The following is a 24,581-nucleotide window of genomic DNA, read 5'->3' as shown; positions in this document are numbered from 1 at the left end:
AGGCTCAGCGCCGGGCCGGCTCCTGTCCGGAACCACCGGCGAACAGCCCGAGGGCCACGCCGTCGAGGACGTCGGCCTCCGAGGCGATGAGCTCGGCGGCCCCGACCCGCTGGACGACCTCGTCAACGATGAGGGCCCCGGCGCAGAGCACCTCGGCGCGCTGCGGCTGCACCGGGCCCCAGCAGGTGACCTCGGCGACCGTGCTGGTGAGCAGCCGGTTCGTGATCTCGTGCACGGTCCGGGCGCTCATGGCGGCCCCGTGCACCCGGGCCCGGTCGTAGCGGTGCAGCCTCAGCGCGAGAGCCGTCATCGAGGTCACCGTACCGGCGACGCCGATGAACGAGCCGACGTCGGCCAGGTGGAGACCGGCGCCGTCCAGCTCCTGACGGACGAACGCGCGGGCCTGGTCGATCTCTGCCTCAGTGGGCGGGTCACCGTGCAGGATGCGCTCCCGCAGGCGGCGCGACCCGATGTCGAGGCTGACGCCCTTCGTCACGGCCGTGGCACTGTCGGTGCAGCAGCCGGCGGTGCCGCGCACGAGCTCGGTGGAGCCGCCGCCGCTGTCCATGACCAGTACCGGGTTCTTCGGGCAGCGAATGCCGCTGACGGCGCCGGCGAAACTCAGCTCGGACTCCTCGACGCCGCTGATCACCTCGGGCTCGATGCCCATGCGTGCGCGCACGCCGTCGAAGAGCTCGTCGCGGTTGATGGCGTCCCGGGTGGCCGAGGTGGCGACGAAACGAGCCCGGGCGCAGTCCAGGTCGGCGATGATCTCGGCGTACTGCTCGCAGGCTCGCAGCGCCCGCTGCAGGGCGTCGGGCGCGAAGTGACCGGTGGCGTCGACGCCCTCCCCCAGCCCGACGAAGGTCAGGCGGCGGTCGAGTTCCCGGAGAGAGCCGTCGGCGTCGAGGGCCGCGACGAGCAGGCGCATCGTATTGGTTCCGCAGTCGATGGCGGCGACTCTCATGACGACGTGTCCTTCCGCCCGGCGCCGAGGGGCGCGTCGTGGTAGGGGCAGGGAGCGTCCCAGAACGGGCCCATGAGCTCCAGGGCCTCGTCCCCGATGGGGTTGACACCCGGCCCCGCGGCCAGCGCATGACCGACGAGCGCGTGCAGGCACTTGACTCGCCCGGGCATCCCGCCGGCGCTGACGCCCTCGATCTCGGGAACCTCGCCGTGCGCCGCCCGATCGGCGAGGTAGGCCTCGTGAGCCCGCCGGTAGGCGGCGGCCAGTACCGCGTCGCGTTCGAGACGGGCCGTCATCTCGGCCATGATGCCGCTGGACTCCAGCCGGGAGCACTCGGTGACGGCGCGAGGCTCGGTGAGGTAGTAGAAGGTGGGGAACGGTGACCCGTTGGGCAGCCGGGGCTCGGTCGCTATGACACCGGGGCACCCGCAGGGGCCGCGCCAGGCCACCCCGGTGATCCCACGGGGAGTCCGACCCAGCTGGCCGGCGATGATCCTCAGATCCTCATCGTTGAGAGGTTCGAGCTGACGCACGCCTCAATTCTTCCACGGCTCGTGCAATGCTCCGGCCCGCGCGCCCCGCGGGCACGGATCAGCCTCCCGCGGTGGGCGAGGCGCTGGCGCTGTCCTCGGTGACGACCCGCTCGTCGTCGACGGCCGGTGGTGAGCTGGTCGGGGCGTCTGCCTCACCGACGGAGTTCCAGAGGCGCTCCCACCACGCCTGGTCCTTGGTGGTGGAGGCGCCGGTGTGATCGATGCCCGAGCCACCGCCGTAGGGCTGGCCGTCCTCGTCGATCACCTGGTAGCCGACCTCGCCGACCTGCACCCAGCCGAGGCGGGCACGAGCCTGGGCTCGCACGTAGTCCGGATCCGACCAGCGCTCCTGCTCGGTGAGGAGCTCACTGATGTGCTCGTTGCTCGCGGTGATCTGCGCGCGGGCCTCGGCCATCTGTCTCTTCTGGTTCAGGTAGACGGTCAGGTTCGAGACGATCGAGAAGACGAGCATGGCCGCCACGAGCAGTACCGCGGCGAGACGTCTGGTCAGGTGGAACCCGCCACGGTCGGCCGGGAGCTCCTCGACGTCGGCGCCGCCGGAGGTGGCCTCCGGGCCGGCCTGCACCTGGACACGGCTCCTGTCACGCGAGCCGTGCCGGGAGGACGTACGCCGGGTGGTACGCCGCGACGGGCTGTCGCCGGAGGGCGGACGCGCGCCGGCGGGCCGACCGGATCGTGGGGAAGTCATGCCAGCAATTGTAGGCCCCGCTCGGCCCGTCCCCTGGTGCACGCGCCTGCCGGCCGGGGCATCGCGCCGGCCGCCCCGGCCAAGGACATGGCGGGGGCGGCGTCCTTGGACGCCGCCCCCTCAGGAATCGTTCAGATCAGTACGTCAGTACCGTTGAGGAATTCCGCCGCTCACCACTTGTCGGCGTCGAAGCGCGGGAAGGCGTCGGCGCCGGCGTACACGGCCGTCTCGTCGAGGTCCTCCTCGATGCGGATGAGCTGGTTGTACTTGGCGATGCGCTCACCGCGGGCCGGGGCGCCGGACTTGATCTGACCGCAGCCCAGGGCCACGGCCAGGTCGGCGATCGTCGTGTCCTCGGTCTCGCCGGAACGGTGGCTCATCATGGAGTGGAAGCCGTTGCGGTGGGCCAGGTTGACCGCGTCGATGGTCTCGGTGAGCGAACCGATCTGGTTGACCTTGACGAGCAGGGCGTTGGCCGACGTGGTGTCGATGCCCCACTTGAGGCGCTTGACGTTGGTGACGAACAGGTCGTCGCCGACGAGCTGCACCTTGTCGCCGATGCGTTCGGTGAGGGTGGCCCAGCCCTCCCAGTCCTCCTCGTTCAGCGGGTCCTCGATGGAGACCAGCGGGTACTTGTCGACGAGTTCCTCGTAGTACGCGATCATCTCGGCCGAGCTGCGCTCCTTGCCCTCGAAGGAGTACTTGCCGCCGTCGTAGAACTCGCTGGCGGCGCAGTCGAGGGCCAGGGCGACGTCCTTGCCGGGCTTGTAGCCGGCCTTCTTGATGGCCTCCTCGATCAGGTCGAGGGCAGCGGCGTTGGACTCCAGGTTGGGGGCGAAACCGCCCTCGTCACCCAGGCCGGTGTTGAGACCCTTGTCCTTGAGGACGGCCTTGAGGGCGTGGTAGACCTCGGCGCCGATGCGGAATGCCTCGGCGAAACTGTCTGCGCCGATCGGGGCGATCATGAATTCCTGGATGTCGACGTTGGAGTCGGCGTGGGCGCCGCCGTTGAGGATGTTCATCATCGGGACGGGCAGCAGATTGGCGGTGGGACCGCCGAGGTACTTGTACAGCGGCAGCTCGGCGGAGTCGGCCGAGGCCTTGGCGGCGGCCAGGGAGACGCCGAGGATGGCGTTGGCGCCGAGCTTGCCCTTGTTGTCGGTGCCGTCGAGCTCGATCATGGCGGCGTCCAGTTCGCGCTGGTTGCTGGCCTCCATGCCGAGGACCTCCTCGCCGATCGCGTCGACGACGTTGCTGACGGCCTTCTGGACGCCCTTGCCGCCGTAGCGGGCCTTGTCACCGTCGCGGAGCTCGACCGCCTCGAAGGCGCCGGTGGACGCACCCGACGGAACTGCCGCGCGGGCGGAGGAGCCGTCATCAAGGACGATCTCGACCTCGACGGTCGGGTTGCCGCGCGAATCGAGGATCTCGCGAGCCTCAAGGAATTCGATAACTGCCACGGGTGTTGACCTTTCAGTGTGTCGGTGAACCTGCGGAACTGCGGGCTGTCATTCTCGCGCGGCAATTCTATCGGTTCACCACTGGCCTTAGCCATGCCCGAAGGCGCGCGGGAGAGGACTCACAGCGCATTGACGAGTGTGCTGAGCTCGTCCATGATCCGGTCGTCCCAGGCCCGGCTCGTGGCGCCATCGGCGTCGGGTCGGGCCTCGGTGGGCTGGATCTCGATGACCCGGCCGTGTCTGACGGTGGCGCACAGGCCGCGGTGGATGTTCTTGGTGGGGTTGACGCCCTCGGCGCAGCTCCACTCCAGGCCCTGCACCGTCGTGGTGCGGATCGCGGTGTCGGTGGCTCCCTCGTCGACGAAGGCGTCGCGGGCGCTGGTGATGACGGTGTCGAAGTAGGGGTCGTCGACCGACTCGACGGGCCCGAGCGCACCGTTCTCGCCGGCGAAGTAGACGCGCAGGAAGATCTGGCGGCGCTCGTCGCCCGAGAGGTACTGGGCGAGCACCTCGTGTGTGGACGGGTCGCTCCTGCGCCGGTAGTGGGGCACCCCGCCGAGTTCGTCGGCGACGATGCGCAGGAAGTCGTTGGTGCGCCTGCCCTCGTACTCGTCGCTCACGTCGCTCGGTGACGTGCCGGTGGACGCCGTGGACGAGGCCGGGCTCGACGCCGAGCGGCTCGGCGTGGCACTGCGGCCGGGGCTGCCGGACGAGGCGGTCGGGGAGGACGTGGACGGGGCGGTCGAGGAGTTGTTGGTGCCGGCCGCACCGTCACCACTGGTGGGGGCCAGGCAGGCGCTGACGAGGAGCAGGGTGGACAGGCCAAGGCCGAGGACGAGGGCTGGGACGCGGACGCGGGCCATGGCAGCCTCCTTTCGTTTGCATTTGCTAATACAGCATCGTAATCAGCAAATTCACACGATGTCAAGGAGGTGCCCTGGCCCGCGGCCGGGGAGGCGGCCCTGGCCGCTCCCCTACTGGGGTTTCTCGGCGTTCTTTATGGTGTCCTCCCAGGCGCGGGTGGCGTCACGGACGGCCTGGTCGATGTCGACGCCGCTGGCCTGTGCTCTTTGCACCAGCAAAAGAACCTGCGTTCCGGCCTCCTCGGCGGTGATCGGTTCGTCGGCGAACGGCACCTGGTCCGGCCCCCCGTTGTCCAGGCGCTGGGCCGTCTTCGCCGCACGGGCCAGGGTCGGCAGGGACTCGGCGATGCCGTCCAGGCAGGAGTCCCGGCGCTTGGCGGCGCGCTTGCGCACCTCCCAGAGGGTGTCCAGGTCGTCCGGGGTGTCCTCGCCGGCGAAGACATGGGGATGGCGCCGCACCAGCTTGTCGGCGATGGCGGCGGCGACGTCGTCGATGGTGAAGAGCCCGTCCTCCTCGGCGAGCCTGGCATGGAAGACCACCTGCATGAGGACGTCGCCGAGTTCCTCGCACAGGTCCTCGTCGCTACCCGTCTCGATGGCGTCGACCAGCTCGGCGGACTCCTCGATGAGGTGCTTGACGAGGCTGCGGTGCGTCTGCGCGGCGTCCCACGGACAGTCGGCGCGCAGCCGGTCCATCACCCGCACGAGTCGCCCGAACTGGGCGCCCCTGGGTTCGGCGCTCTCAGCGCCCATCAGCCCTCGCTGCGCTCGGACAGCGAGCCGGTGCCCTCGATGGTGAGTTCGCTGGTGTCCCAGGTGCCGTACCGGGGGTTGATCTCGACCTCGACGTCCGAGGCCTGGGCCAGGGCGGTGTCCTCGCCCTCCATGGAGATGTAGGCGGCGAGCTTGACGATGCCCATGAAGGCGTCGGTGCAGTTCGCGGTGGTGGTGAACAGTTCGGAGTTCTTCAGGCCGGCCCGGGCCTCCTGGAGTTCGCTGTCGGAGACGGTGATGTTGGCGCGCTCGATGAGGGCGTCGGCCATGAGGCCCTGGGCGACCCAGGAGGCGATGTTGCGGCGCACCTCGCCCTCGGGGTACTGGTCGCTGAGGCCGGCCATGTCGAGGGCCTCCTGGCAGCCCTCGGTGAGGGCGTCGAGGTGGTTCTCGGAGACCGTCACGTCGTCAATGACCATTGCGGTACTGGCGCTGGGCGCGCAGCCAGTGACCAGGGCCAGGGCGATGGCGGGCAGGCCGAGTCGGGCGAGCAGGGGGATTCGGCGAGAGGTCATCTGAGTCTCCTTGACGTGCTGGAACCGTTCCGGACGTCACGGGCCGGACGGGATCGGGCTCGCCGCCGCTGAGCACGGGCGAGCAGGTGAGCACGATTCTAGTGTCCGGCGTCGTCAGGCGGCGCACCCAGACTCCTGATGGCCTGGCTCAGCGCCGTGCCGGCTGGCGGGTGCGGCCGGGTTCGGTGGCGCCGGCGGCGCGCGGCTGGTCGGGCGCGAAGATCGCGGTGACGAAGCCGGTTGCCCAGGCGATGAGTTCCTCGTCGTCGACCATGCGTCCGCCGATCGGCGCGGTCCTCGGGGCGGGGACGAGCAGCATGTTGGAGGCGTGCTTGACGACCGTGCCCGGGTAGAGCCGCTCCAGTCGCACCCGGCGGCTGTCGGGTAGTTCGAGTTCGCTGCCGTCGGGCGCGTGACGTCCCACGAGCGGGGCGAAGCGGATCTGGTTCCCCTGGGCCATGACCTCGGTGATCCCGACGCTGCGGCACAGCAGGCGGAAGGCGGCCACGGTGAGCAGCAGTTCCCCCTGCCGTGGCAGCGGGCCGTAGCGGTCGACGAGTTCGGCCCGCAGCCCGGCGATGTCCTCGTCCGATCGGACCTCCGCGATGCGCTTGTAGATGTCCAGCCGCAGGCGCTCGGAGTCGACGTAGTCGACGGGCAGGTGGGCGTCGACGGGCAGTTCGATGCGCATCGCCTGCTCGATCTCGACGGGCCCGCCGGCCTTGAACTCGGCGACGGCCTCGCCCACCAGGCGCAGGTAGAGGTCGAAGCCGACGTCGGCGATGTGCCCGGACTGCTCGTCGCCGAGCAGATTGCCGGCGCCGCGGATCTCCAGGTCCTTCATGGCGATGGCCATGCCGGCGCCCAGGTCGGCGTTGCTCGCCAGGGCCGCCAGCCGGTCGTGGGCGGTGGTCGTCAGCGTCTTCTCGGGCGGGTAGAGGAAGTAGGCGTAACCGCGTTCGCGGCCCCGGCCGACCCGTCCGCGCAGCTGGTGCAGCTGCGACAGGCCCAGGTGGTCGGCGCGGTCGACGATGAGGGTGTTGGCGGTGGAGATGTCCAGGCCGGCCTCGACGATCGTCGTGCACACGAGCACGTCGGCGCGGCGCTGCCAGAAGTCGACCATGACCTGTTCGAGCTGCTTCTCGCTCATCTGGCCGTGGGCGGTGGTGACGCGGGCCTCGGGCACCAGGTCGCGGAGGCGGGCGGCGATGCGGTCGATGTCCTGCACCCGGTTGTGGACGAAGAAGACCTGGCCCTCGCGGGCGAGTTCGCGGCGGATGGCGGCGACCACCTGTCCCTCGTCGTAGGGGCCGGCGAAGGTGAGCACCGGGTGGCGTTCCTCGGGCGGGGTGGCGATGGTGCTCATCTCGCGGATGCCGGTGACGGCCATCTCGAGGGTGCGCGGGATCGGGGTGGCGCTCATCGACAGCACGTCGACGTTGACCCGCAGCTTCTTGAGCGCCTCCTTGTGCTCGACCCCGAAGCGCTGCTCCTCGTCGATGATGACCAGGCCGAGGTCCTTGAACGTGATCGCGTCGGACAGCAGGCGGTGGGTCCCGATGACGACGTCGACGCGTCCGGAGGCGAGGCCCTCGATGGTCCTGGCGATCTGCTGGTCGGTCTGGAAGCGGCTCAGCTGCTCGACGACGACGGGGAAGCCGGCGTAGCGGTCCGTGAAGGTCTGGGCGTGCTGCTGGACGAGCAGGGTGGTGGGCACGAGGACGGCCACCTGCTTGCCGTCCTGCACCGCCTTGAAGGCGGCGCGCACGGCGATCTCGGTCTTGCCGTAGCCGACGTCGCCGCTGACCAGGCGGTCCATCGGGACGATCTGCTCCATGTCGTGCTTGACGTCGTTGATGCAGGCCAGCTGGTCGGGCGTCTCGGTGTAGGCGAAGGCGTCCTCCATCTCCCGCTGCCAGGGCGTGTCGGGGCCGAAGGCGTGGCCGCGGGTGGCCTGGCGGGCGGCGTACAGCTTGATGAGGCCGGCCGCGATCTGTTTCACGGCCCGCCTGGCGCGGCTCTTGCGCTGCTTCCAGTCGGCGCCGCCCATCTTGTCGAGGCTGGGGGCCTCGCCGCCGACGTAGCGGGTGACCTGGTCGAGCTGGTCCATCGGCAGGTAGAGGCGGTCGCCGGGCTGGCCGCGTTTGGAGGGTGCGTACTCGATGACCATGTACTCGCGGGTGGCGCCGCCGACGGTGCGCTGGGTCATCTCGACGAAGCGCCCCACCCCGTGCTGCTCGTGGACGAGCGGGTCACCGGGCTTCAGGTCGAGCGGCTGCACCTGGTTCTTGCGGCGCGCCGGCATGCGGCGCGAGCCGCGCTCGGCCTGCGGCTGGCTCGACAGGTCACCGCTGGCGATGAGCGTCAGCTCGATGGCCGGGGCGCGCAGGCCGTGGCGCAGCGGTGAGGTGATGATCGTCACCTCACCGCGCCGCGGCTCCTCGGTCAGCTCGGTGGCGACGTGGGAGCCGATGTCGTTGTCGGTGAGCAGCTCGCCCATGCGCCGGGCCAGCCCCCTGCCCTCGACGGACAGCACGACGCGCCAGCCCTTGGCCAGGTCGGCGCGGATCGCGTCCATGACGGCCTGGGTGTCCCCACGCCAGGTGGGGACGGTCTCGACGGCGAGACGAACTGCGGCGGGTCGTTCCGGGACCGGTCCGGCGCCGTCGGCGGTGTCGGGGGTCGCCGCGAAGGCCGACAGGGACCACCAGGCCTGGCCGCGGTCGAGGACACCGTCGCGCACCCGGTCGAGTTCGCGGTAGGCGGAGGCCCCCAGGTCGATGGGGGCGCGTCCGCCGGACGCCGCGGCCGCCCAGGAGGCGTGCAGGAACTCCTGGCTGGTGCGGACCAGCTCGGCGGCGCGGGTGCGCACGAGCTCTGGGTCGGCGACGAGGACGATCGTGTCGGCCGGCATCGCGTCGGTGAGCAGTTCGAGCTCGGGCACGAGTGCCGGGATGAGGGCCTCCATGCCCTCGCAGGTCTGGCCCTCGGCGATCCTGGTGAGCATCTCGGACAGCTCTGGGTGGTCGTCGGCCAGGGCCGCGGCGCGGGAACGCACCTGCGGCGTGATGAGCAGCTCGCGGCACGGCGCGGCGCAGAACACGTCGAGGGTCTCGTCGGTGGAGCGCTGGTCGGCGACGGTGAAGGGACGCATCTCGTCGATGGTGTCGCCGAAGAAGTCGACGCGGACCGGGTGGTCGTAGGTGGGAGCGAAGATGTCGACGATACCGCCGCGCACCGCGAACTCGCCGCGGCGTTCGACCAGGTCGACCCTGCTGTAGGCGGCAGCCGCCAGGTCGGCCTCGAGGGCGCCCAGCTCGTAGTCCTGACCGACCCTCAGGTGGACGGGGGCGAGCTCGGACAGCCCCTTGACCTGGGGCTGGAGGAGGGCGCGGACGGGCGCGACGACGACGGCGGGGGCCGGCGCCTCGTCCCTGCCGGCCAGGCGGCGCAGCACCGTCAGGCGGCGGCCGACGGTCTCCGAACGCGGGCTGAGGCGTTCGTGCGGCAGGGTCTCCCAGGCCGGGTAGTAGGCGACGCGGTCCTCGCCGAGCAGGCCGGCCAGCTGCTCGAGCAGCTGCTCGGCCTCACGGAACGTCGAGGTGACGAGCAGCACGGGCCGCCCGGTTCGCCCGGCCAGGCCGGCGGCGAGCAGCGGCCGCACCGAGGCGGGGCCGGTGACGTCGAGGACCCCCGCGCCCGCGTCGGCCTGCCTCAGGACGTCGGCCATGCCGGGTTCGGAGAGGACAGCGTCGAGCAGGCCGGAGAGGATCACCCGACAATTCTAGGCGGGCCGGCCGGCCCGGACGCCCTGTCGGCGGCTCGCCTCTCCAGGGCAGCCGGGGCGTGCGTCCCGTCATCTCGCACCGCCGGTGGCCAGGGACGATCGTGCCCCACGGGTACCCGGGAACGCAGGGCGGACCGGGAGGCTCACCGCCGGCCACGGGCCGTCACGCGCCGCTTGACCTCGTAGGCGACGAGCAGCACCGCCAGCCAGGCGGGGCCGACGAACAGGGCGACTTGGTAACTGGGGTTGAAACCGAGCAGCACGACGATGAGGGCGAGGAAGGCCAGTGCGATCCAGCTCGTCACCGGGTGGCCGGGCATGGGGAAGGCGGTCCGCTCGCCCGAGCGGTCGAGGCTGGCGCGGAACTTGACGTGGGTGAGGAGGATGAGCACCCAGGTGACCACGACGGCGATCGTCGCGACGGCCATGATGTAGACGAACACGCCGCCGGGGAACAGGTAGTTGAGCAGCACCGTCACCCCCGTGCACAGGGACGAGACGAGCACCCCGGCGTACGGGGAGCCGAGCCGGTTGGTGCGGGCCAGGAACTCCGGGGCGTTGCCCTGCAGGGCCAGCGAGTACATCATGCGCCCGTTCGAGTACAGGAACGAGTTGAACGCCGAGACGGCGGCGGTGAGCACGACGACGTTGAGGACGTGCGCGGCGCCGGAGATCCCCAGGCCGGAGAAGATCGTCACGAGCGGGCTGCCGGTACTGCCCAGCTGGTCCCAGGGGAACAGGGCCACCATGACGGTGATGGTGCCGACGTAGAAGATGAGGATGCGGTAGACGACCCCGTTGACGGCCCTGGGGATCGTGCGGCCCGGATCGTCGGCCTCACCGGCGGTGATGCCGATGAGTTCGACACCGCCGAAACTGAACATGACGACGACCAGCCCCAGCAGGACCCCGGTCATGCCGTTCGGCACGAAACCGCCGTGGCTCCACAGGTTCGACACGCCGATCGGCTCGCCACCGATGCTGGTGCCGATGAGCAGCAGGCCGCCGACGATCATGGCGATGATGGTCACCACCTTGATGAGGGCCAGCCAGAACTCGATCTCGCCGTAGGCCTTCACGGTGACGAGGTTGACCGCCGTGATGACCACCAGGAAGACCGCCGAGCTCACCCAGGTCGGCACCTGCGGGGCCCAGAACTGGACGTACTCCCCCACCACCGACAGCTCGGCCATCGACACGACGAGGTAGTTGAACCAGTAGTTCCAGCCGGCCACGAACCCGGCCCGTTCGCTCCAGTACTCGTAGGCGTAGTCGCTGAACGAGCCGGGGCGGGGATGGTGGACGCTCATCTCGCCGAGCGCCCGCATGATGAGGAAGATGATGGCCCCGCCGACGACGTAGCAGACGATGATGGCCGGGCCGGCCTGCCCGATCGACTCGCCGGAACCGTAGAACAGGCCCGTGCCGATCGCCCCGCCCAGGGCGATCAGCTGGATGTGCCGGTTCTTCAGGCCGCGGCGCAGCCCGCCGTCGGCGGTGCCGGTCCGCTGCCCGCTCAACGGGGTACCCTCGTCTTGATCTGGTGGGCGACGAGCAGGACGACCAGCCAGACCGGCCCGACGACCAGCGCGATCTGGTAGCTGGGGCTCAGCGCCATGAGCACGACGAGCATCGCCATGAAGGCCAGCACCAGCCAGTTGGTCAAGGGGGAACCGGGCATCGCGAAACCGGTCGGGGGCTCGCCGGTGGCCTTCATGCGGGCGTGGAACTTCATGTTCGTGATGACGATCATCGTCCAGTTGATGACGGCGGCGATCGTCGCCACCGACATGACGTAGAGGAAGACCGTGTCGGGGAACAGATAGGTGAGCAGCACCGCGATGGCGGTGACCCCCGAGGACACGAGTACCCCCACGTAGGGCGCGCCGAAGCGGTTCGTGCGGGCCAGCACGGCCGGCGCGTTGTGCTGGCGGGCCAGCGAGTAGAGCATCCGCCCGTTCGAGTACAGGCCCGAGTTGTAGGCCGAGACCGCGGCGGTGAGCACGACGAAGTTGAGGATGTGCGCGGCGCCGGAGATCCCCAGGCCGGAGAAGATCGTCACGAGAGGGCTGGCGGAGGTGCCCAGCTGGTCCCAGGGGAACAGCGCGACGATGACGGCGATGGTGCCGACGTAGAAGATGAGGATGCGGTAGACGACCTGGTTGATGGCCCGCGGGATGGTCCTGCGCGGGTCGTGGGCCTCCCCGGCGGTGATGCCGATGAGTTCGACACCGCCGAAACTGAACATGACGATGACCAGTCCCATGAGCATGCCGGTGACGCCGTGCGGGAAGAAACCGCCGTGCGTCCACATGTTCGAGATCCCGACCGGGTGTCCCCCGTTGCCGATCCCCGTGCCGATGATGAGGACGCCGCCGACGATCATGGCGAGGATCGCCACGACCTTGATGAGGGCCAGCCAGAACTCGATCTCTCCGTAGGCACGCACCGTCACGAGGTTGACGGCGGTGATGACCACGAGGAACACGGCGGCACTCGCCCAGGCGGGCAGCCCCTCGAACCAGAACTGCATGTACGTGCCGACGACGGTCAGTTCGGCCATCTGCACGCCGATGTAGTTGAACCAGTAGTTCCAGCCCGACACGAACCCTGCCCGCTCGCTCCAGTTCTCGTAGGCGTAGTGGCTGAAGGCCCCCGATGTGGGTGTGTGGACGCTCATCTCGCCGAGGGCGCGCATCACCAGGAAGATGACGGCCCCGCCGACGAGGTAGCAGATCATGATGGCCGGGCCGGCCTGCCCGATCGACTCGGCCGAACCGTAGAACAGGCCCGTGCCGATCGCCCCGCCCAGGGCGATCAGCTGGATGTGCCGGTTCTTCAGCTCACGGCGCAGCCCCTCGTCACGGGGCGGCTCGTGAGCAGTCACACTTCCGGTCCCGCTCGTCGGTGTCATCGGTGTCCTCAGTTGTTGAAGCGGTTCTGCGCTGCGGCCAGGCCGGTGGTGACGACTGCCTCGACGGCATCGGCGGCCTCGGCGACGGTCACCGCAAGGTCCTCGCGCTCGTTCTTCGGGAAGCGGCCGAGCACGTAGTCGGCGCCTGCCTGGTGCCCCGGCGGGCGCCCGATGCCGACACGGACCCGGACGAAGTCACCGGTGCCCAGGTGGGCACGGACCGACTTCAGGCCGTTGTGCCCGTTGTCGCCGCCGCCCGCCTTGAGCCGCATCCGGCCCGGATCGAGGTCGAGCTCGTCGTGGACGACGATGACGTGGTCGGTGTCGACGCGGTGATAGGCGGCCAGGGCGCCGACGGCACGGCCGGACTCGTTCATGAAGGTGCGTGGTTTGACGATGAGCACCGGCTGCCCGCCCGGGGCACCGGTGCCGGCCGGGCCGATGCGGGTCGCCAGGACGTCGGCGTGCATGCCGCGCGGCGCACTGAACCTCCCGCCCGCACGCCGGGCCAGCTCGTCGGCGACCATGAAACCGATGTTGTGCCTCGTCCAGGCGTACCGCAGGCCGGGATTGCCCAGGCCAGCCACGAGCCAGGTCATGACGACTCCTTGATCTGTCCGGTGCACGGCCCGGGCGGCGGCCGGGGCGCGGGAGCGTGTGATGGGGCGGGCCGCGCTCGGCGGCCCGCCCCATCGTGGGTCAACGGGTCAGGCTCACTCGGCCTCGGATTCGGCGGCGGCCTCGGCCTCGTCCTCGGCGGCGGCCTCGGGCTCCTCCTCGGCGGCCGGGGCGGAGACCGACAGGATGAGGGTGTCGGCCGGGTCCTCGAGTTCGGCTCCGACGGGCAGGGCGACCTCGTCGGCGGTGACCTGGGCGCCGACCTCGAGGCCCTCGACGGAGACCTCGACGCGGGCCGGGATGTTGGTGGCCTCGGCCTGCAGGGCCAGGTGCGTGCGTTCCTCGTTGACGATGCCGCCGGAGGCCGGGGTGCCGACGAACTCGATCGGGACCTCGACGGTGACCTTCTCGCCGCGCTTGACGAGCAGCAGGTCGACGTGCTTGAGGAAGCCCTTGATGGGGTCGCGCTGGACCTGCTTGGGCAGGGCGAGCCGGTCCTCGGCGCCTTCGAGGCGCACGGTGAGCAGGGCGTTCTCCAGGCGAAGGGCCAGCAGGGTCTCGTGCCCCGGCAGGGTCAGGTGGACCGGTTCGGTGCCGTGGCCGTACAGGACCGCGGGCACCTTGTCGGCGCGGCGGATCCGGCGGGCCGCGCCCTTGCCGAACTCGGTGCGTTCTTCGGCGTTGAGGATGATCTCAGCCATCTCGTTCTCCGTTCGTCGTGGCGCGGGGGCGCCTGGTGTGCGTCGCGTGACCGCGGCGGCGGACCGTTGCCCGGCACGCGAGGCCTGGGCAGGCGAGAACGAGAGGAGGCATCGTGCGCGACCGCGCACGGGCAGAACCGGCGCCAGTCGATCACGGCCCTCCGGGCCCTCGCCAAGCGACGCCGGCCAGTATAGCCACGTGAGGCATGCAGGCCGAGACGGGTTCACCCGGCTGGACCGGGGCCGTCCCCGGAGTCCTGCTGGGCCGCACGAACCTCGCTGCTCTGGCGTTCGGCGACGAGGACGTGGCTCGAGGGGTGGAAGACCTCGTCGAAGGGCAGGACCACCGCTGCTGCGCCCCTGCGGGCACTCCTGGTGCGGTAGTAGATCCAGCCCCGCGCCTCCATGGCGAGCAGCAGCCGGTCGATCACGAGAGCGGCGGCCGCCACGACCGGCACCCACACCCACGCCGGCATCGCCCTCAGAGCTCCCCGTCCTGGTCGGCGAACAGGCTCGCCACCGAGCCGTCGGTGAAGACCTCGGTGATGGCGCGGGCCAGCAGCGGGGCGATGGACAGCTGGGTCATCCGGGGGATGTGGATGTCCTCGGCCAGCGGCAGCGTGTTCGTGACGACGATCTCCTCGAAGGGTGTCGCGTTGAGGCGCTCCTGGGCCGGGCCCGACAGGATCGGGTGGGTGGCGGCGGCGATCACCTTGGCGGCGCCGTGCTCGACGAGGGCCTGTGCGGCCTGGCAGATGGTGCCGGCGGTGTCGATCATGTCGTCCACGAGCAGGCAGGTGCGGCCCTCGACCTCGCCGACGACCTCGTGCACCTTCACCTGGTTCGCCCGGGTGGGGTCGTGGCGCTTGTGGATGATGGCCAGCGGGACGTGCAGACGGTCGCTCCACTGGTCTGCCAGGCGCACGCGTCCGGCGTCGGGGCTGACGACGATCATCTCCTCGCCGTAGTACTTCTTCTGGATGTAGTCGGCCAGCACCGGCAGGCCGGTGAGGTGGTCGAGCGGACCGTTGAAGAAGCCCTGGATCTGGGAGGCGTGCAGGTCGACCGCCATGATGCGGTCCGCGCCGGCGGCCGAGAACAGGTCGGCCATGAGGCGGGCCGAGATGGGTTCACGGCCCAGGTGCTTCTTGTCCTGGCGGGCGTAGGGGAAGCAGGGGGTGACGACGGTGATGCGCCGGGCCGAGGCGCGGCGCAGGGCGTCGACCATGATGAGCTGCTCCATGATCGCCTCGTTGACCGGTGCCGGGTGGGACTGGATGACGAAGGCGTCGCAGCCGCGCACCGACTCGTTGAACCGCACGTAGATCTCCGAGTTGGCGTAGCTGATGAGGCGCTGGGGGGTCAGCTCGACCTCCATGAGGTCGGCGACCCGCTGGGCGAGTTCCGGATAGGCCCTGCCCGAGAAGAGCATCAGGTGTTTCTCGTCGTTGCGCTTGGCCCCGGTCATCTCGGTGGTTCCCCTTGCTCTCGACTCGTGCTGGTGCGGTGCCCGCACGGGCACTGGGCTGTGGTGGGCTCAGTGGCCGTTTTCGCTGTTCTGGGCGGCGTCGGCCTCAAGTACATCACGGCTGGCCTGGACGGCCGGGTGGACCCCGCCGTCGTGGGCGCTCGCCGACCGCTCCGCCTTGCTGCCCGGCCGGGTCCTGGCGACCCAGTCGTTCGAGACGTGCAGGTGCGAGCGGGCCACGCCGAGGGCGCCGGCCGGGACGTCCTGGGTGATCGCCGAACCGGCGGCGATGAAGGCTCCGTCGGCGATGTCGACCGGGGCGACGAGCACCGAGTTCGAGCCGATGAACACGTCGTCGCCGAGGTGGGTCGTCGACTTGTGGGAGCCGTCGTAGTTGGCGAAGATCGTGCCCGCCCCGACGTTGACGCCCTCTCCGATGATCGCGTCGCCGCAGTAGCTCAGGTGCGGCACCTTGGAGCCGGCGCCGATCTGGGCGTTCTTCGTCTCGACGAAGGTGCCGATCTTGCCGCCGGCGCCCAGCTCGGTGCCCGGGCGCAGCCGCGCCCAGGGCCCGACGTCCGCCTTCGGTCCGATCACGGCCAGTTCGCCGTGGGTGCGGATGACGTGGGCGTCCTCGCCGACCTCGACGTCACGCAGGGTCGTGTCGGGGCCGATGACGGCGCCCGTGGCGATGCTCGTGGCACCCAGCAGCTGGGTGCCGGGCAGCAGGGTGACGTCCGGTTCGAGGGTGACGTCGTCCTCGATCCAGGTGGTGGCCGGGTCTGCGATGGTGACGCCCTCGCGCATCCAGTGCTCGCAGATGCGGCGGTTCATCTCGGCGTTCATGCGGGCCAGCTGGACACGGTCGTTGACGCCCTCGGTCTGCCAGGTGTCGTCGATCCGGTAGGCGCCGACGCGGCCGGTACGACTGGCGAAACCGATGACGTCGGTGAGGTAGAGCTCGCTCTGGGCGTTGTCGGTGTCCAGCCCGGCCAGCCCCTCGCGCAGGACGGCGGCGTCGAAGACGTAGATGCCGGAGTTGATCTCGCGGACCGCCGCCTCCTCGGGCGAGGCGTCGCGCTGCTCGACGATGCGTTCGACCGTGTCGCCGGCGCGGATGACACGGCCGTAGCCGGTCGGGTCGTCGACGACGGCGGTGAGGACGGTGGCGGCGTTGGCGCCGGTGGCGTGGGCGGCGACCAGCTTGGCCAGCGTGGCGCCCGAGAGCATCGGCACGTCGCCGTAGGTGACGACGACGGCGCCATCCAGGTCGGCGGGCAGGACCGACAGACCGGCGCGGACTGCGTCACCGGTGCCGTTCTGCTGCTCCTGGACGGCGACGGACACCTCGGGGGCGACCTCGGCCAGATGCGCCTGCACCTGCTCGCGTTCGTGCCCGACGACGACGACGAGCCGGTCGGGTTCGAGCGATCCCGCGGCCTGGACGGCGTAGCTCAGCATGGAACGGCCGGCCACCTGGTGCAGCAGCTTGGAGGTGCGCGATTTCATGCGGGTACCGCCGCCTGCCGCCAGCACGATGACGGCAGAGACGCCACCGGCGATCGTCTGGTTGGTGCGCGGGTCAGTGGCCATGATTCCTCCCGGGAGCCCTTCGGTCCTCGATTCCTCACGAGCGGCCGAACGGCCGCACGAACTGCCACGACCGGGGCCGCAGCGGCTGCCAGGCGTCCCCGACCGTCGCGAGCCCGAGGGCAGGACGCCATCGCGCTCCCTGGGCAGGAGTCGAACCTGCGTCGCTAATCCTGATTCAAAGTCAGGCGGGCCCTACCGGCAGACCAACCAGGGAACGATCGCCCGTCGGCGACCGCTGACAAGTCTAGAGCCAGCCGGCCGAGGGAACGAACATGACACCGGCGCGGTCCCGGCACCCCCGCATCATCTAGGCTGAGGTTCCGTGAGCACGGACATCTCTTCCACCAGTTCCTCCTCCTCGCTTCCTCCCTTCGGCCCGGGGCAGCACCTGCTGAGCGTCGACCAGCTGGACCGCGCATCCCTCGGCGAACTCCTCGACCTCGCCGAGGCGCTGCGCCCGGTCGGGCAGGGCAGGCAGGTGTGCCGTGTTCTCGAGGGCGCGAACCTGGGCAGCCTCTTCTTCGAGCCCAGCACCCGGACGCGCCTGTCCTTCGAGTCCGCCTTCCACCGTCTCGGCGGCTCGGTCGTCTCCACCACGGGTTTCACCTTCAGCTCGATGGCCAAGGGCGAGTCCATCCACGACACGGCCCGCGTCGTCTCGGGTTACTCGGATGCCCTCGTCGTGCGCCACCCCGACACCGGCTCGGTGTCCGAGTTCGCGCAGGCCTCCGTCGTACCGGTCATCAACGCCGGCGACGGCTCGGGTGAGCATCCCAGCCAGTCGCTGCTCGACGTCTTCACCATGCGCGCCGAACTGGCCGCCCGCGGCAAGTCGATCGACGGCGTGACCATTGCCGTGCTCGGCGACCTGCGCTACGGCCGCACCGTGCACTCCCTGCTCGCGATCCTGGGGCTCTTCGATCTGGTGAGCTTCCGGGTCTTCGGCCCGCCGGCGCTGGCCCTGCCCGCCGAGTTCTTCGACCTGGTCCACGCCGGCGGCAACTCGATCGTCGAGTGCGACAGCGTCCAGGAGGCCATCGCCCCGGCCGACGTCATCTACTGCACCCGCGTTCAGAAGGAACGCCTGTCCGAGGAGGACGAGCAGCAGGTGCACCTGGAGGGCGACCTGCTCAACCGCGCCATCCTCGACGAGGCGGCCCGGCCCGATTCGATCATCATGCACCCGCTGCCCCGCGACTCGCGCCACAACTCCTTCGACCTGTCCCCCGACGTCGACGGCTGGCCCGGCCTGGCGATCTTCCACCAGACCGACAACGGCCTGCTCGTCCGCATGGCGATCTTCTCGATCGCCCTCGGCGTCGCCGACCGCGTACTCGACGACCTGCGCCCCGTTCCCTGGCTGTCCACGAGGTGACCAGCGCCCGCGGACCGCACGGCCGAAACTGACGGTGAAACTGATCCACTCGCGTCCAGGACCATCAGGCAGGAACAGCCATGCCTGCCCGGGGGTGAATCCCGCCCGGACAGACATGGCAGGGCGTCGTCACCAGGGGTTCAGCCTCGATAGGTGGTTTCACCGGTCACACCACGGGTGACTCCTGTTCACCCCGTCTGGCCTGTTTCGCCTCGACGCGCGCGATGGCAGTTTCCGGCGAGGTTGCGGCCAGACCGGTGGAGACCAGGCCCAGGCAGGAGAAGAGCACGGCCGGCCCCAGCCAGCCCAGTCTGCTGTACAGCAGGGTCGCGATGAACGGGAGCAGTCCGGCGACGATGGAGGCGAAGTTGTAGCCCAGCGAGATCCCCGAGGACCGGACATTTCGGGGGAACAGCTCCGAGAACCAACTGGATTCAACGGCGAAGATCGGATCATGACTGAAGAGCAGCCCCATACCCACCGCGACGATGACCATGATGACCGCTCCCGTGTTGACCATCATGAACATCGGGACACCGAAGGCGATCGTGAAAATCGCCCCGAAGAGGAACAATGGTTTGCGCCCAACCCTGTCCGACAGTGCACCGTAGACAAGATGCGAGGCCAGTCCCAACGCGGATCCGACCAAGGTGCCGATGAGCACATTGTTCTTGTCGGTGATCGAGGCTAGCGTAACGTAGGACAGCATGAATGACGTCGTTATGTATGGCCGTCATGAAACGAAATCGTATTTTTGATGGATTCGGGGTCTTGTTTCGGATATGATTGAGACATGCAGATCGAGGTCGCCCCGGAAGAAACCGCTGTCCTGATCAGATGGAAGAAACGCACAGACACTTACGTACTTGTGCGGATGAAAGCCGAAGCCATCTTGTATGCCTCTCGTGGTGTCGATGTGGGGATTATCGCTGAAATGGTTGAGCGCAGCGAGAAAACCGTTCGAGAATGGCTGGCCGAGTGGCAGGCCAGCAGGATGTGTTCGGTGCTGACCGGGCACGCGGGGAACCAGAACGCCGCGAAACTCACCCGCACCCAGAAGGAAGACCTCAAGACAGTCCTGGCCCTGCCGCCGTCTCGGTCCGGGATCGACGCCGAGTTCTGGGACGTGCCGGCCCTACGAGACGTAGTGAAGATTCTGTTCGACGTGGAGTACGAGTCAGAATCTTCGTATCAGCTGCTCCTGCGGTTCTGCGGGCTCAGTTTCAAACTGCCCGACCCGTTCGACAAGCACCGCGACGAACAGGCCATCACCCGGCGCATGACCGAGGTGAAGACCCAAGTCAACGACCTGTTGGGCGCTGGCTGTGAGGTGTACGCCATCGATGAGGTCCGCCTGGAGCACGAGGCCGAGACCCGCCGCATGTGGCTGCCCAAAGGACAACGCACCAAACTGTACGTGGACCGGCAGAAAGTATCCCAGTCGTTCTTCGGCGCCCTCTCGCTTACTGACAAGAAAGTGCGGCTGTATCCGATCGAGGGGAACCAGAACACCGAACAGATCATCCTGGCTCTGGAACGGCTACAGCGTGAAACCAAGGCCGACCGTATCGCTGTCGTACTGGACAATGCGCGGTTCCACCACGCCAAGGCCCTGACCAGTCTCTACCAGCCGGGCCAGTTGCTGGAGCGCATCACACCTGTTTTCTTGCCGCCGTACGCGCCCGATCACAACCCGGTCGAGCACGTCTGGGGCACCGCCAAAACCAATATCGCGAACATCCAGCACCAGACCCCCGAACAAACCTTCGGGGCATTCGCCTCGTACATCACCGGACGCACCTTCGACTACGACTTCGAACACCTCCCCAAACCCCAACCAGAAACCGATCTTGTTTCATGACGGCCATAGTAACCACCGGTTTCCGCAAGTCGCATGAAGGTGACACGCAGAACCAGCCGCCAGTCCCTCTTGAGGACTTCCACAGTGGGCTGCTTCACGATCTCGTCATTCTTCTGCATAGCCACGAAGGCCGGAGACTCACTCACACCGAGTCGAATCGCCATGCCAATGACGACCATGCTGATCGAGGCCAGGAATGGGACGCGCCAGACCCAGTCACCACTGAACAGCTGGTCGGACAACAGAAAGGCCCCGTTGGCCAGGAGAAGACCGGTCGGGATGCCGACTTGGGGAACGGCTCCGTAGAATCCTCGATGGCGGTCATCGGCGTGTTCGACGGACATGAGCACGGCACCACCCCATTCCGCGCCGAAGCCGATGCCCTGGATCATCCTCAAGACGATGAGCAGGATCGGAGCCATAATGCCGATGGCCTGATAGGTGGGGAGAGCCCCGATGAGGGTCGTGGCGATTCCCATGACAAGCAGCGACCAGATGAGTACCTTCTTGCGGCCGATGCGATCACCATAGTGCCCAGAGAGCCAACCCCCAACAGGCCTCATCAAAAACCCCACGGCGAGCGTGGCGAACGAGTTGAGGACACCGATCACGGGATTCGACGCATGGAAGAACTCCTCGCCGAAATAGCTTGCCGCCGCAGTACCATAGATGAAGAAATCATAGGATTCAACGGCGCTGCCGATCATTGAGGCAATAGAAACCCGCAGCGCAGCCGAATGACTCGAACCGGCGTGATTCCCGGTCATCCCTCAGCCTCCTGCCCATGAACCTGACCATCTTTGATGCGGTAGGTTTGGATCACCTGGGAGTCGTCACAATCAACCCATCCGGCCTCCCTCGCAGCGAGATACCGGGACTGAGCGGCTCTGACCATTGGCGCGTCGAAGCCGATCCGGTCAGCGATGTCGCATACCAAGGTGGAATCCTTGACGAAGATGCCGATCGTGCTCGTCACGGTGACATCGAGACCCTTGAGCATGCGGGGGCCCCGATCGGAGAGCATCCATGACCCAGCAGCCCCCGTCTCGATCGCCGGCAGCACCTTGCCGAGATCCAGACCAAGACGCTCAGCAAGGGCCAGTCCTTCGGCTGCGGCAGCGATGTGGACCGAACACAGCAACTGGTTGACAGCCTTGAAACTCTGTCCAGTGCCGACCTCCTCGCCGCATTCGATGACGCGTCCGAGGGAAGCGAGGAGCTCCCTTTGTGAGGCGATGACATCTTGTGAACCAGAAGCGAAGAGGTTCAACTCACCTGTCTCAGCCCTGGCGACCCCACCCGTGACCGGGATGTCAAGCATGTTGATGTCGCTCCTGGCGCACTCGGCCGCGACATCGCACACCGGGCCAGGGCCAACCGTGCTCATCACGATCAGGGTCGAGCCGGCCCCCATCCGGTCGATCAGGCCTCCTTGACCGATGGCGACCGTACGCAATTGGTCAGGCGTCGCCACCATGACAATGACACTGTCGGCGGTCGCCACCGAATCCGGCTCAGCCTCCGCCGTCATACCCAAGGCCCGAGCCTGCTCTCGCCGCGCTTTCGACAGATCGACGACAGTGATGGGGAAACCGGCACGCTGGATCCGCTGGGCCATGGGCATTCCAATAGCACCGACCCCAACGAAAGTCACTTTCCTGAGGCTGGCAATCATGAACGTTCACTCTCCTTTTCCATGGAGGACAGCCTTGACTTCGCCTCGATTCGAGGAGCGTCGTCCTTGCATCGCCCCTTCATGCACACCACGGCACGAAACCATCACTGACAGGTGCAACCGGTACTCAGCTCTCGGCACCACAAGCGATGCCACGGATCCCGTCCTCACAGCTCTGTGAAGAAAACAGCTAATGTTGCCTGTTGACAATCAACTGTCAACAAAAACTGTAGGTGGTGGGTCCCCGCTTGTCAACACTGTCCCTCCGGGTCCGGCAGGGCCTTCCAGCACGCGCCTCTGGCACGACTCACGTCCCTGATCCCAACCCATGGCGCCAATGACGGGCAGGACACGATCCACGCAGATACCCGTAAACTCACCCCATGAGCCAGCCCGGGAACCGCAAGCGCACGAGGATGAGCAGCAGCGAGCGCCACGAGCAGCTGCTGCAGGTGGCGCGCGCCCTCTTCGCCGAACGCGGTTTCGACGGCACCAGCGTCGAGGAGATCGCCTCGCACGCAGGGGTCTCCAAACCGGTCGTCTACGAGCACTTCGGTTCGAAGGAGAGCCTCTACGCGGTCGTCACGGACCGGGAGCTGCGCACCCTGGACGACGCGATCATGACCGCCATCGCCAAACCGTCGACCAGCTACCGCGAGGTCATCGAACGCGGCACCATCGCCCTGCTCAGCTACATCGACGAACGCCCCGAGGGCTTCCGCATCATCTCCCGCGACTCCCCCGTCGGCTCCACGAGCGGCTCGTTCGCCCTCATCCTCGACCACATCGCCGACAAGGTCGAGGACCTGCTCCGTCCGCCGCTCATGCGCCGCGGCTACGACCCGGCGCTGGCCGGGGTCTACGCCCACGGCCTCGTCGGCATGGTCGGCTCGGCCGGCCTGGCCTGGGTCGACCGCCGCGAGCCCGACAAGGACCGGGTCGCCGCCGAGCTGGTGAACCTGGCGTGGAACGGGCTGACGAGCATGGAGCACGCCCCCAAGCTCATCAGCCGCCCCGACGAGGCGGACTGAACGCCTTTCCCCCCGGTCCCGGGACAGGCCGAGGGGCCCGCGCGCTACCGTGAGGCCATGACACCCCAACGCCCGCTCCCCATCACCCACAGCCCGGCCAGGATCCTGCTACACACCGTCCTCGTGGTGCTGCTGTCCGGGGCGCTCTGGTTCGCCCCCAGACCAGCGGTGGCCTGCGCCTGCGGGGCGATCGTCCCCGACCCCGACTCGGACTCGACGATCGACGGGGAGACGAGCGTACTGAGCTGGGACGGCTCGCACGAGACCATCACCATGGTCATGTCGATGACGTCCAGCGCCCAGGACGTCGCCTGGATCATGCCGGCGCCGGCCGGCACGACCGTCGAGCTGGGCTCGATGGACACCATCGACGCACTGCGGGAGGACTCACAGCCCCGCATCGAGCACAAGAAGGACTGGACGCCCCGCTTCCCGTGGCTCACCGGCCCCGGCGCGAGCGGGGCATCGGAGGGCGCGGCCTCCACGGTGGAGGTCGAGTCCACGAGCACCGTCGGCCCGTTCGAGGTGGTGACGCTGGCCAGCAATGACGCGGACGCGCTCACCGACTGGCTCGTCGAGAACGGCTACCCGGACCGCTCCGATCTCGTCGAACCGTTCCAGGACTACCTGGACGAGGGCTGGCGCGTGCTCGCCGTCAGGCTGACCCCCGAGTCGGCCGGCGAGCGCCTTCACGACGGGTTGCCGCCGATGACCCTCGGCTTCGACACCGACACCCCGGTCTACCCGATCCGGCTCAGCTCCATGGCCGCCTCGCGCCAGTTGGTCCGCCTCTACGTCGTGTCGGCCCACCAGCTCGACATCGCCCAGCAGGCCGCCCCCAGCCAGCCCCTCGACCTGCTCTTCTCTGGCACCGTCGCCGCCTCGGACGCCGGGCTGGCCACCGGGTTCGACGGCTCGGACCAGGTCTGGCTGACGACCTACGGCGGCGACCTGGCGCCGAGCGCGATCAGCAACGACTTCACCTTCACGCAGGCGTCCGCCGACGAACCCTTCCAGCGGGTCACCACGCGCTGGGACACCACCCCCGGCGAGTGGCTGGGGCTGCTCATCACCGCGGCCGTGCCACTCGTGGCGGTGGCCGTCCTCGTCACCGTCGTCGTACGGCGGGTCAGGGGCCGGGCGCGCGCCGGCGGGTGAGGCCTCCCGCCAGTCAGCCGCCCCCGGGTTCCTTCTCCCGGGCGGTCAGGAGCAACCGCAGCTGCCGGACGAGCCCGTCACGGTCGAGAGCGATCCCGTCGAGCATGCGTGACTCCGCGGCGACGAGGCTCTCGATGGCGGCGTCGACGCGTTCCAGCCCGAGCGGGGTGAGTTCGACGGTCCTGCTGCGCAGGTCGTTCGGGTCCGTGTGGCGGGTGATCATGCCGCGCCCGGCGAGATGGTCGAGGCGGTTCGTCATGGTGCCGCTCGTGACGTGGTTGTCGCGGATGAGCTTGCCGACGCTGGCGCGGTACGGGGCACCCAGCTTGCGCAGCGCGGACAGCACGTCGAACTCCCAGACCGCCAGGCCGTGCTCGGCGTAGGCGCGGGCGCGCTCCCTGACGAGGATCGCCGCCAGGCGGGAGATGCGCGACCAGACCTCGAGGCTGGAGACGTCCAGTTCGGGCCGCTCGCGCCGCCAGTCCGCGACGAGCGCGTCGACCTCGTCGCCCTGGCTGTCGCCCACCACGTCATGACTCACGGTCATCATTCTTCCAAGCATCGCCGGGGACCACCGGG

The 24,581-nt window shown here is 68.7% G+C and carries 23 protein-coding genes and 1 tRNA gene; 4 read left to right on the top strand and 20 right to left on the bottom strand.

The window, feature by feature from the left end:
- Window positions 1-4 precede the first annotated feature (4 nt).
- From D9T14_RS07240 to D9T14_RS07165, 16 genes are all read right to left on the bottom strand, one after another.
- Entirely contained in the window at window positions 5-967 is a 963-nt protein-coding gene (locus D9T14_RS07240; protein WP_119162505.1) for a Ppx/GppA phosphatase family protein, read from the bottom strand.
- Complete coding sequence (locus tag D9T14_RS07235; RefSeq protein ID WP_119162504.1) at window positions 964-1,500, bottom strand: DUF501 domain-containing protein; 537 nt, start codon at window positions 1,498-1,500, stop codon at window positions 964-966. The genes D9T14_RS07240 and D9T14_RS07235 overlap by 4 nt, the downstream gene beginning before the upstream one ends.
- Before the next feature lie 58 nt (window positions 1,501-1,558).
- On the bottom strand, window positions 1,559-2,209 hold the full coding sequence (locus D9T14_RS07230; RefSeq protein ID WP_119162503.1) for an FtsB family cell division protein: 651 nt from the start codon (window positions 2,207-2,209) through the stop codon (window positions 1,559-1,561).
- A gap of 170 nt (window positions 2,210-2,379) precedes the next feature.
- The gene (eno, locus tag D9T14_RS07225; RefSeq protein WP_119162502.1) at window positions 2,380-3,669 is read right to left on the bottom strand and encodes a phosphopyruvate hydratase; all 1,290 of its coding nucleotides are present in this window, start codon (window positions 3,667-3,669) and stop codon (window positions 2,380-2,382) included.
- Window positions 3,670-3,788: 119 nt separating this feature from the next.
- On the bottom strand, window positions 3,789-4,532 hold the full coding sequence (locus D9T14_RS07220) for a hypothetical protein (protein WP_119162501.1): 744 nt from the start codon (window positions 4,530-4,532) through the stop codon (window positions 3,789-3,791).
- Between the two features lie 111 nt (window positions 4,533-4,643).
- Window positions 4,644-5,285, bottom strand: a complete 642-nt coding sequence (locus tag D9T14_RS07215; RefSeq protein WP_119162500.1) for a nucleoside triphosphate pyrophosphohydrolase — start codon at window positions 5,283-5,285, stop codon at window positions 4,644-4,646.
- Window positions 5,285-5,821, bottom strand: a complete 537-nt coding sequence (locus D9T14_RS07210; protein WP_119162499.1) for a hypothetical protein — start codon at window positions 5,819-5,821, stop codon at window positions 5,285-5,287. Before D9T14_RS07210 ends, D9T14_RS07215 begins: the two co-directional genes overlap by 1 nt.
- Before the next feature lie 148 nt (window positions 5,822-5,969).
- Window positions 5,970-9,551: a transcription-repair coupling factor gene (gene mfd / locus D9T14_RS07205; protein WP_119162539.1), complete on the bottom strand. Its 3,582-nt coding sequence runs from the start codon at window positions 9,549-9,551 to the stop codon at window positions 5,970-5,972.
- Window positions 9,552-9,751: 200 nt separating this feature from the next.
- Complete coding sequence (locus D9T14_RS07200; RefSeq protein ID WP_232012463.1) at window positions 9,752-11,128, bottom strand: amino acid permease; 1,377 nt, start codon at window positions 11,126-11,128, stop codon at window positions 9,752-9,754.
- Window positions 11,125-12,495: an amino acid permease gene (locus tag D9T14_RS07195; RefSeq protein WP_232012461.1), complete on the bottom strand. Its 1,371-nt coding sequence runs from the start codon at window positions 12,493-12,495 to the stop codon at window positions 11,125-11,127. The genes D9T14_RS07200 and D9T14_RS07195 overlap by 4 nt, the downstream gene beginning before the upstream one ends.
- A gap of 35 nt (window positions 12,496-12,530) precedes the next feature.
- Window positions 12,531-13,121, bottom strand: a complete 591-nt coding sequence (gene pth, locus D9T14_RS07190; protein WP_119162497.1) for an aminoacyl-tRNA hydrolase — start codon at window positions 13,119-13,121, stop codon at window positions 12,531-12,533.
- Between the two features lie 114 nt (window positions 13,122-13,235).
- Window positions 13,236-13,841, bottom strand: coding sequence for a 50S ribosomal protein L25/general stress protein Ctc (locus tag D9T14_RS07185; RefSeq protein WP_119162496.1), 606 nt, complete (start codon window positions 13,839-13,841; stop codon window positions 13,236-13,238).
- A gap of 224 nt (window positions 13,842-14,065) precedes the next feature.
- Window positions 14,066-14,317 carry a hypothetical protein gene (locus D9T14_RS07180; RefSeq protein ID WP_119162495.1) on the bottom strand — a complete coding sequence of 84 codons (252 nt, stop codon included), beginning with the start codon at window positions 14,315-14,317 and terminating at the stop codon, window positions 14,066-14,068.
- 5 nt (window positions 14,318-14,322) lie between these two features.
- A complete protein-coding gene (locus tag D9T14_RS07175) occupies window positions 14,323-15,309 on the bottom strand; it encodes a ribose-phosphate diphosphokinase (RefSeq protein ID WP_119162494.1) in 987 nt (328 codons plus the stop codon).
- A 69-nt stretch (window positions 15,310-15,378) separates the two neighbouring features.
- Window positions 15,379-16,902, bottom strand: a complete 1,524-nt coding sequence (gene glmU / locus D9T14_RS07170) for a bifunctional UDP-N-acetylglucosamine diphosphorylase/glucosamine-1-phosphate N-acetyltransferase GlmU (RefSeq protein ID WP_170175655.1) — start codon at window positions 16,900-16,902, stop codon at window positions 15,379-15,381.
- A 135-nt stretch (window positions 16,903-17,037) separates the two neighbouring features.
- A tRNA-Gln gene (locus D9T14_RS07165) sits at window positions 17,038-17,116 on the bottom strand.
- 108 nt (window positions 17,117-17,224) lie between these two features.
- Between D9T14_RS07165 and pyrB the strand changes: the two genes are divergently transcribed.
- Window positions 17,225-18,277 carry an aspartate carbamoyltransferase gene (pyrB, locus tag D9T14_RS07160; RefSeq protein WP_119162493.1) on the top strand — a complete coding sequence of 351 codons (1,053 nt, stop codon included), beginning with the start codon at window positions 17,225-17,227 and terminating at the stop codon, window positions 18,275-18,277.
- Between the two features lie 166 nt (window positions 18,278-18,443).
- Here pyrB and D9T14_RS07155 read toward each other — a convergent pair whose 3' ends face one another.
- Window positions 18,444-18,986, bottom strand: coding sequence for an MFS transporter (locus tag D9T14_RS07155; protein ID WP_119162492.1), 543 nt, complete (start codon window positions 18,984-18,986; stop codon window positions 18,444-18,446).
- Between the two features lie 84 nt (window positions 18,987-19,070).
- Between D9T14_RS07155 and D9T14_RS07150 the strand changes: the two genes are divergently transcribed.
- Window positions 19,071-20,138: an IS630 family transposase gene (locus D9T14_RS07150; RefSeq protein WP_121592103.1), complete on the top strand. Its 1,068-nt coding sequence runs from the start codon at window positions 19,071-19,073 to the stop codon at window positions 20,136-20,138.
- Here D9T14_RS07150 and D9T14_RS07145 read toward each other — a convergent pair.
- Both D9T14_RS07145 and D9T14_RS07140 read right to left on the bottom strand, forming a co-directional pair.
- On the bottom strand, window positions 20,084-20,905 hold the full coding sequence (locus D9T14_RS07145) for an MFS transporter (RefSeq protein ID WP_119162141.1): 822 nt from the start codon (window positions 20,903-20,905) through the stop codon (window positions 20,084-20,086). The two genes, D9T14_RS07150 and D9T14_RS07145, sit on opposite strands and share 55 nt — an antisense overlap.
- Window positions 20,902-21,813, bottom strand: coding sequence for an NAD(P)-dependent oxidoreductase (locus D9T14_RS07140; protein ID WP_119162142.1), 912 nt, complete (start codon window positions 21,811-21,813; stop codon window positions 20,902-20,904). The genes D9T14_RS07145 and D9T14_RS07140 overlap by 4 nt, the downstream gene beginning before the upstream one ends.
- 383 nt (window positions 21,814-22,196) lie before the next feature.
- On the opposite strand from D9T14_RS07140, the gene D9T14_RS07135 reads away from it, so the two are divergent.
- Together D9T14_RS07135 and D9T14_RS07130 are read left to right on the top strand one after the other, a co-directional pair.
- Complete coding sequence (locus D9T14_RS07135; protein ID WP_119162143.1) at window positions 22,197-22,844, top strand: TetR/AcrR family transcriptional regulator; 648 nt, start codon at window positions 22,197-22,199, stop codon at window positions 22,842-22,844.
- Between the two features lie 57 nt (window positions 22,845-22,901).
- Window positions 22,902-24,002, top strand: coding sequence for a DUF2330 domain-containing protein (locus D9T14_RS07130; RefSeq protein WP_119162144.1), 1,101 nt, complete (start codon window positions 22,902-22,904; stop codon window positions 24,000-24,002).
- A gap of 13 nt (window positions 24,003-24,015) precedes the next feature.
- Here D9T14_RS07130 and D9T14_RS07125 read toward each other — a convergent pair whose 3' ends face one another.
- A complete protein-coding gene (locus D9T14_RS07125) occupies window positions 24,016-24,543 on the bottom strand; it encodes a MarR family winged helix-turn-helix transcriptional regulator (protein ID WP_232012336.1) in 528 nt (175 codons plus the stop codon).
- Window positions 24,544-24,581: the final 38 nt, after the last annotated feature.

It is taken from the genome of Propionibacterium australiense (genome assembly GCF_003666605.1).
GTDB classification, from domain to species: domain Bacteria; phylum Actinomycetota; class Actinomycetes; order Propionibacteriales; family Propionibacteriaceae; genus Propionibacterium; species Propionibacterium australiense.
This window is presented reverse-complemented; position numbering and strand designations above follow the sequence as displayed.

Excerpts from the sequence above, each read along its gene's own strand:
- D9T14_RS07175 (WP_119162494.1), bottom strand. The coding sequence starts at position 15,309 with ATGACCGGGGCCAAGCGCAACGACGAGAAACACCTGATGCTCTTCTCG.
- D9T14_RS07220 (WP_119162501.1), bottom strand. The coding sequence starts at position 4,532 with ATGGCCCGCGTCCGCGTCCCAGCCCTCGTCCTCGGCCTTGGCCTGTCC.
- D9T14_RS07240 (WP_119162505.1), bottom strand. The coding sequence starts at position 967 with ATGAGAGTCGCCGCCATCGACTGCGGAACCAATACGATGCGCCTGCTC.
- glmU (WP_170175655.1), bottom strand. The coding sequence starts at position 16,902 with ATGGCCACTGACCCGCGCACCAACCAGACGATCGCCGGTGGCGTCTCT.
- D9T14_RS07230 (WP_119162503.1), bottom strand. The coding sequence starts at position 2,209 with ATGACTTCCCCACGATCCGGTCGGCCCGCCGGCGCGCGTCCGCCCTCC.
- D9T14_RS07145 (WP_119162141.1), bottom strand. The coding sequence starts at position 20,905 with ATGACCGGGAATCACGCCGGTTCGAGTCATTCGGCTGCGCTGCGGGTT.
- D9T14_RS07215 (WP_119162500.1), bottom strand. The coding sequence starts at position 5,285 with ATGGGCGCTGAGAGCGCCGAACCCAGGGGCGCCCAGTTCGGGCGACTC.
- D9T14_RS07135 (WP_119162143.1), top strand. The coding sequence starts at position 22,197 with ATGAGCCAGCCCGGGAACCGCAAGCGCACGAGGATGAGCAGCAGCGAG.
- pth (WP_119162497.1), bottom strand. The coding sequence starts at position 13,121 with ATGACCTGGCTCGTGGCTGGCCTGGGCAATCCCGGCCTGCGGTACGCC.
- D9T14_RS07155 (WP_119162492.1), bottom strand. The coding sequence starts at position 18,986 with ATGCTGTCCTACGTTACGCTAGCCTCGATCACCGACAAGAACAATGTG.
- D9T14_RS07210 (WP_119162499.1), bottom strand. The coding sequence starts at position 5,821 with ATGACCTCTCGCCGAATCCCCCTGCTCGCCCGACTCGGCCTGCCCGCC.
- D9T14_RS07140 (WP_119162142.1), bottom strand. The coding sequence starts at position 21,813 with ATGATTGCCAGCCTCAGGAAAGTGACTTTCGTTGGGGTCGGTGCTATT.
- D9T14_RS07185 (WP_119162496.1), bottom strand. The coding sequence starts at position 13,841 with ATGGCTGAGATCATCCTCAACGCCGAAGAACGCACCGAGTTCGGCAAG.
- D9T14_RS07180 (WP_119162495.1), bottom strand. The coding sequence starts at position 14,317 with ATGCCGGCGTGGGTGTGGGTGCCGGTCGTGGCGGCCGCCGCTCTCGTG.
- D9T14_RS07150 (WP_121592103.1), top strand. The coding sequence starts at position 19,071 with ATGCAGATCGAGGTCGCCCCGGAAGAAACCGCTGTCCTGATCAGATGG.
- mfd (WP_119162539.1), bottom strand. The coding sequence starts at position 9,551 with ATGGCCGACGTCCTGAGGCAGGCCGACGCGGGCGCGGGGGTCCTCGAC.
- D9T14_RS07130 (WP_119162144.1), top strand. The coding sequence starts at position 22,902 with ATGACACCCCAACGCCCGCTCCCCATCACCCACAGCCCGGCCAGGATC.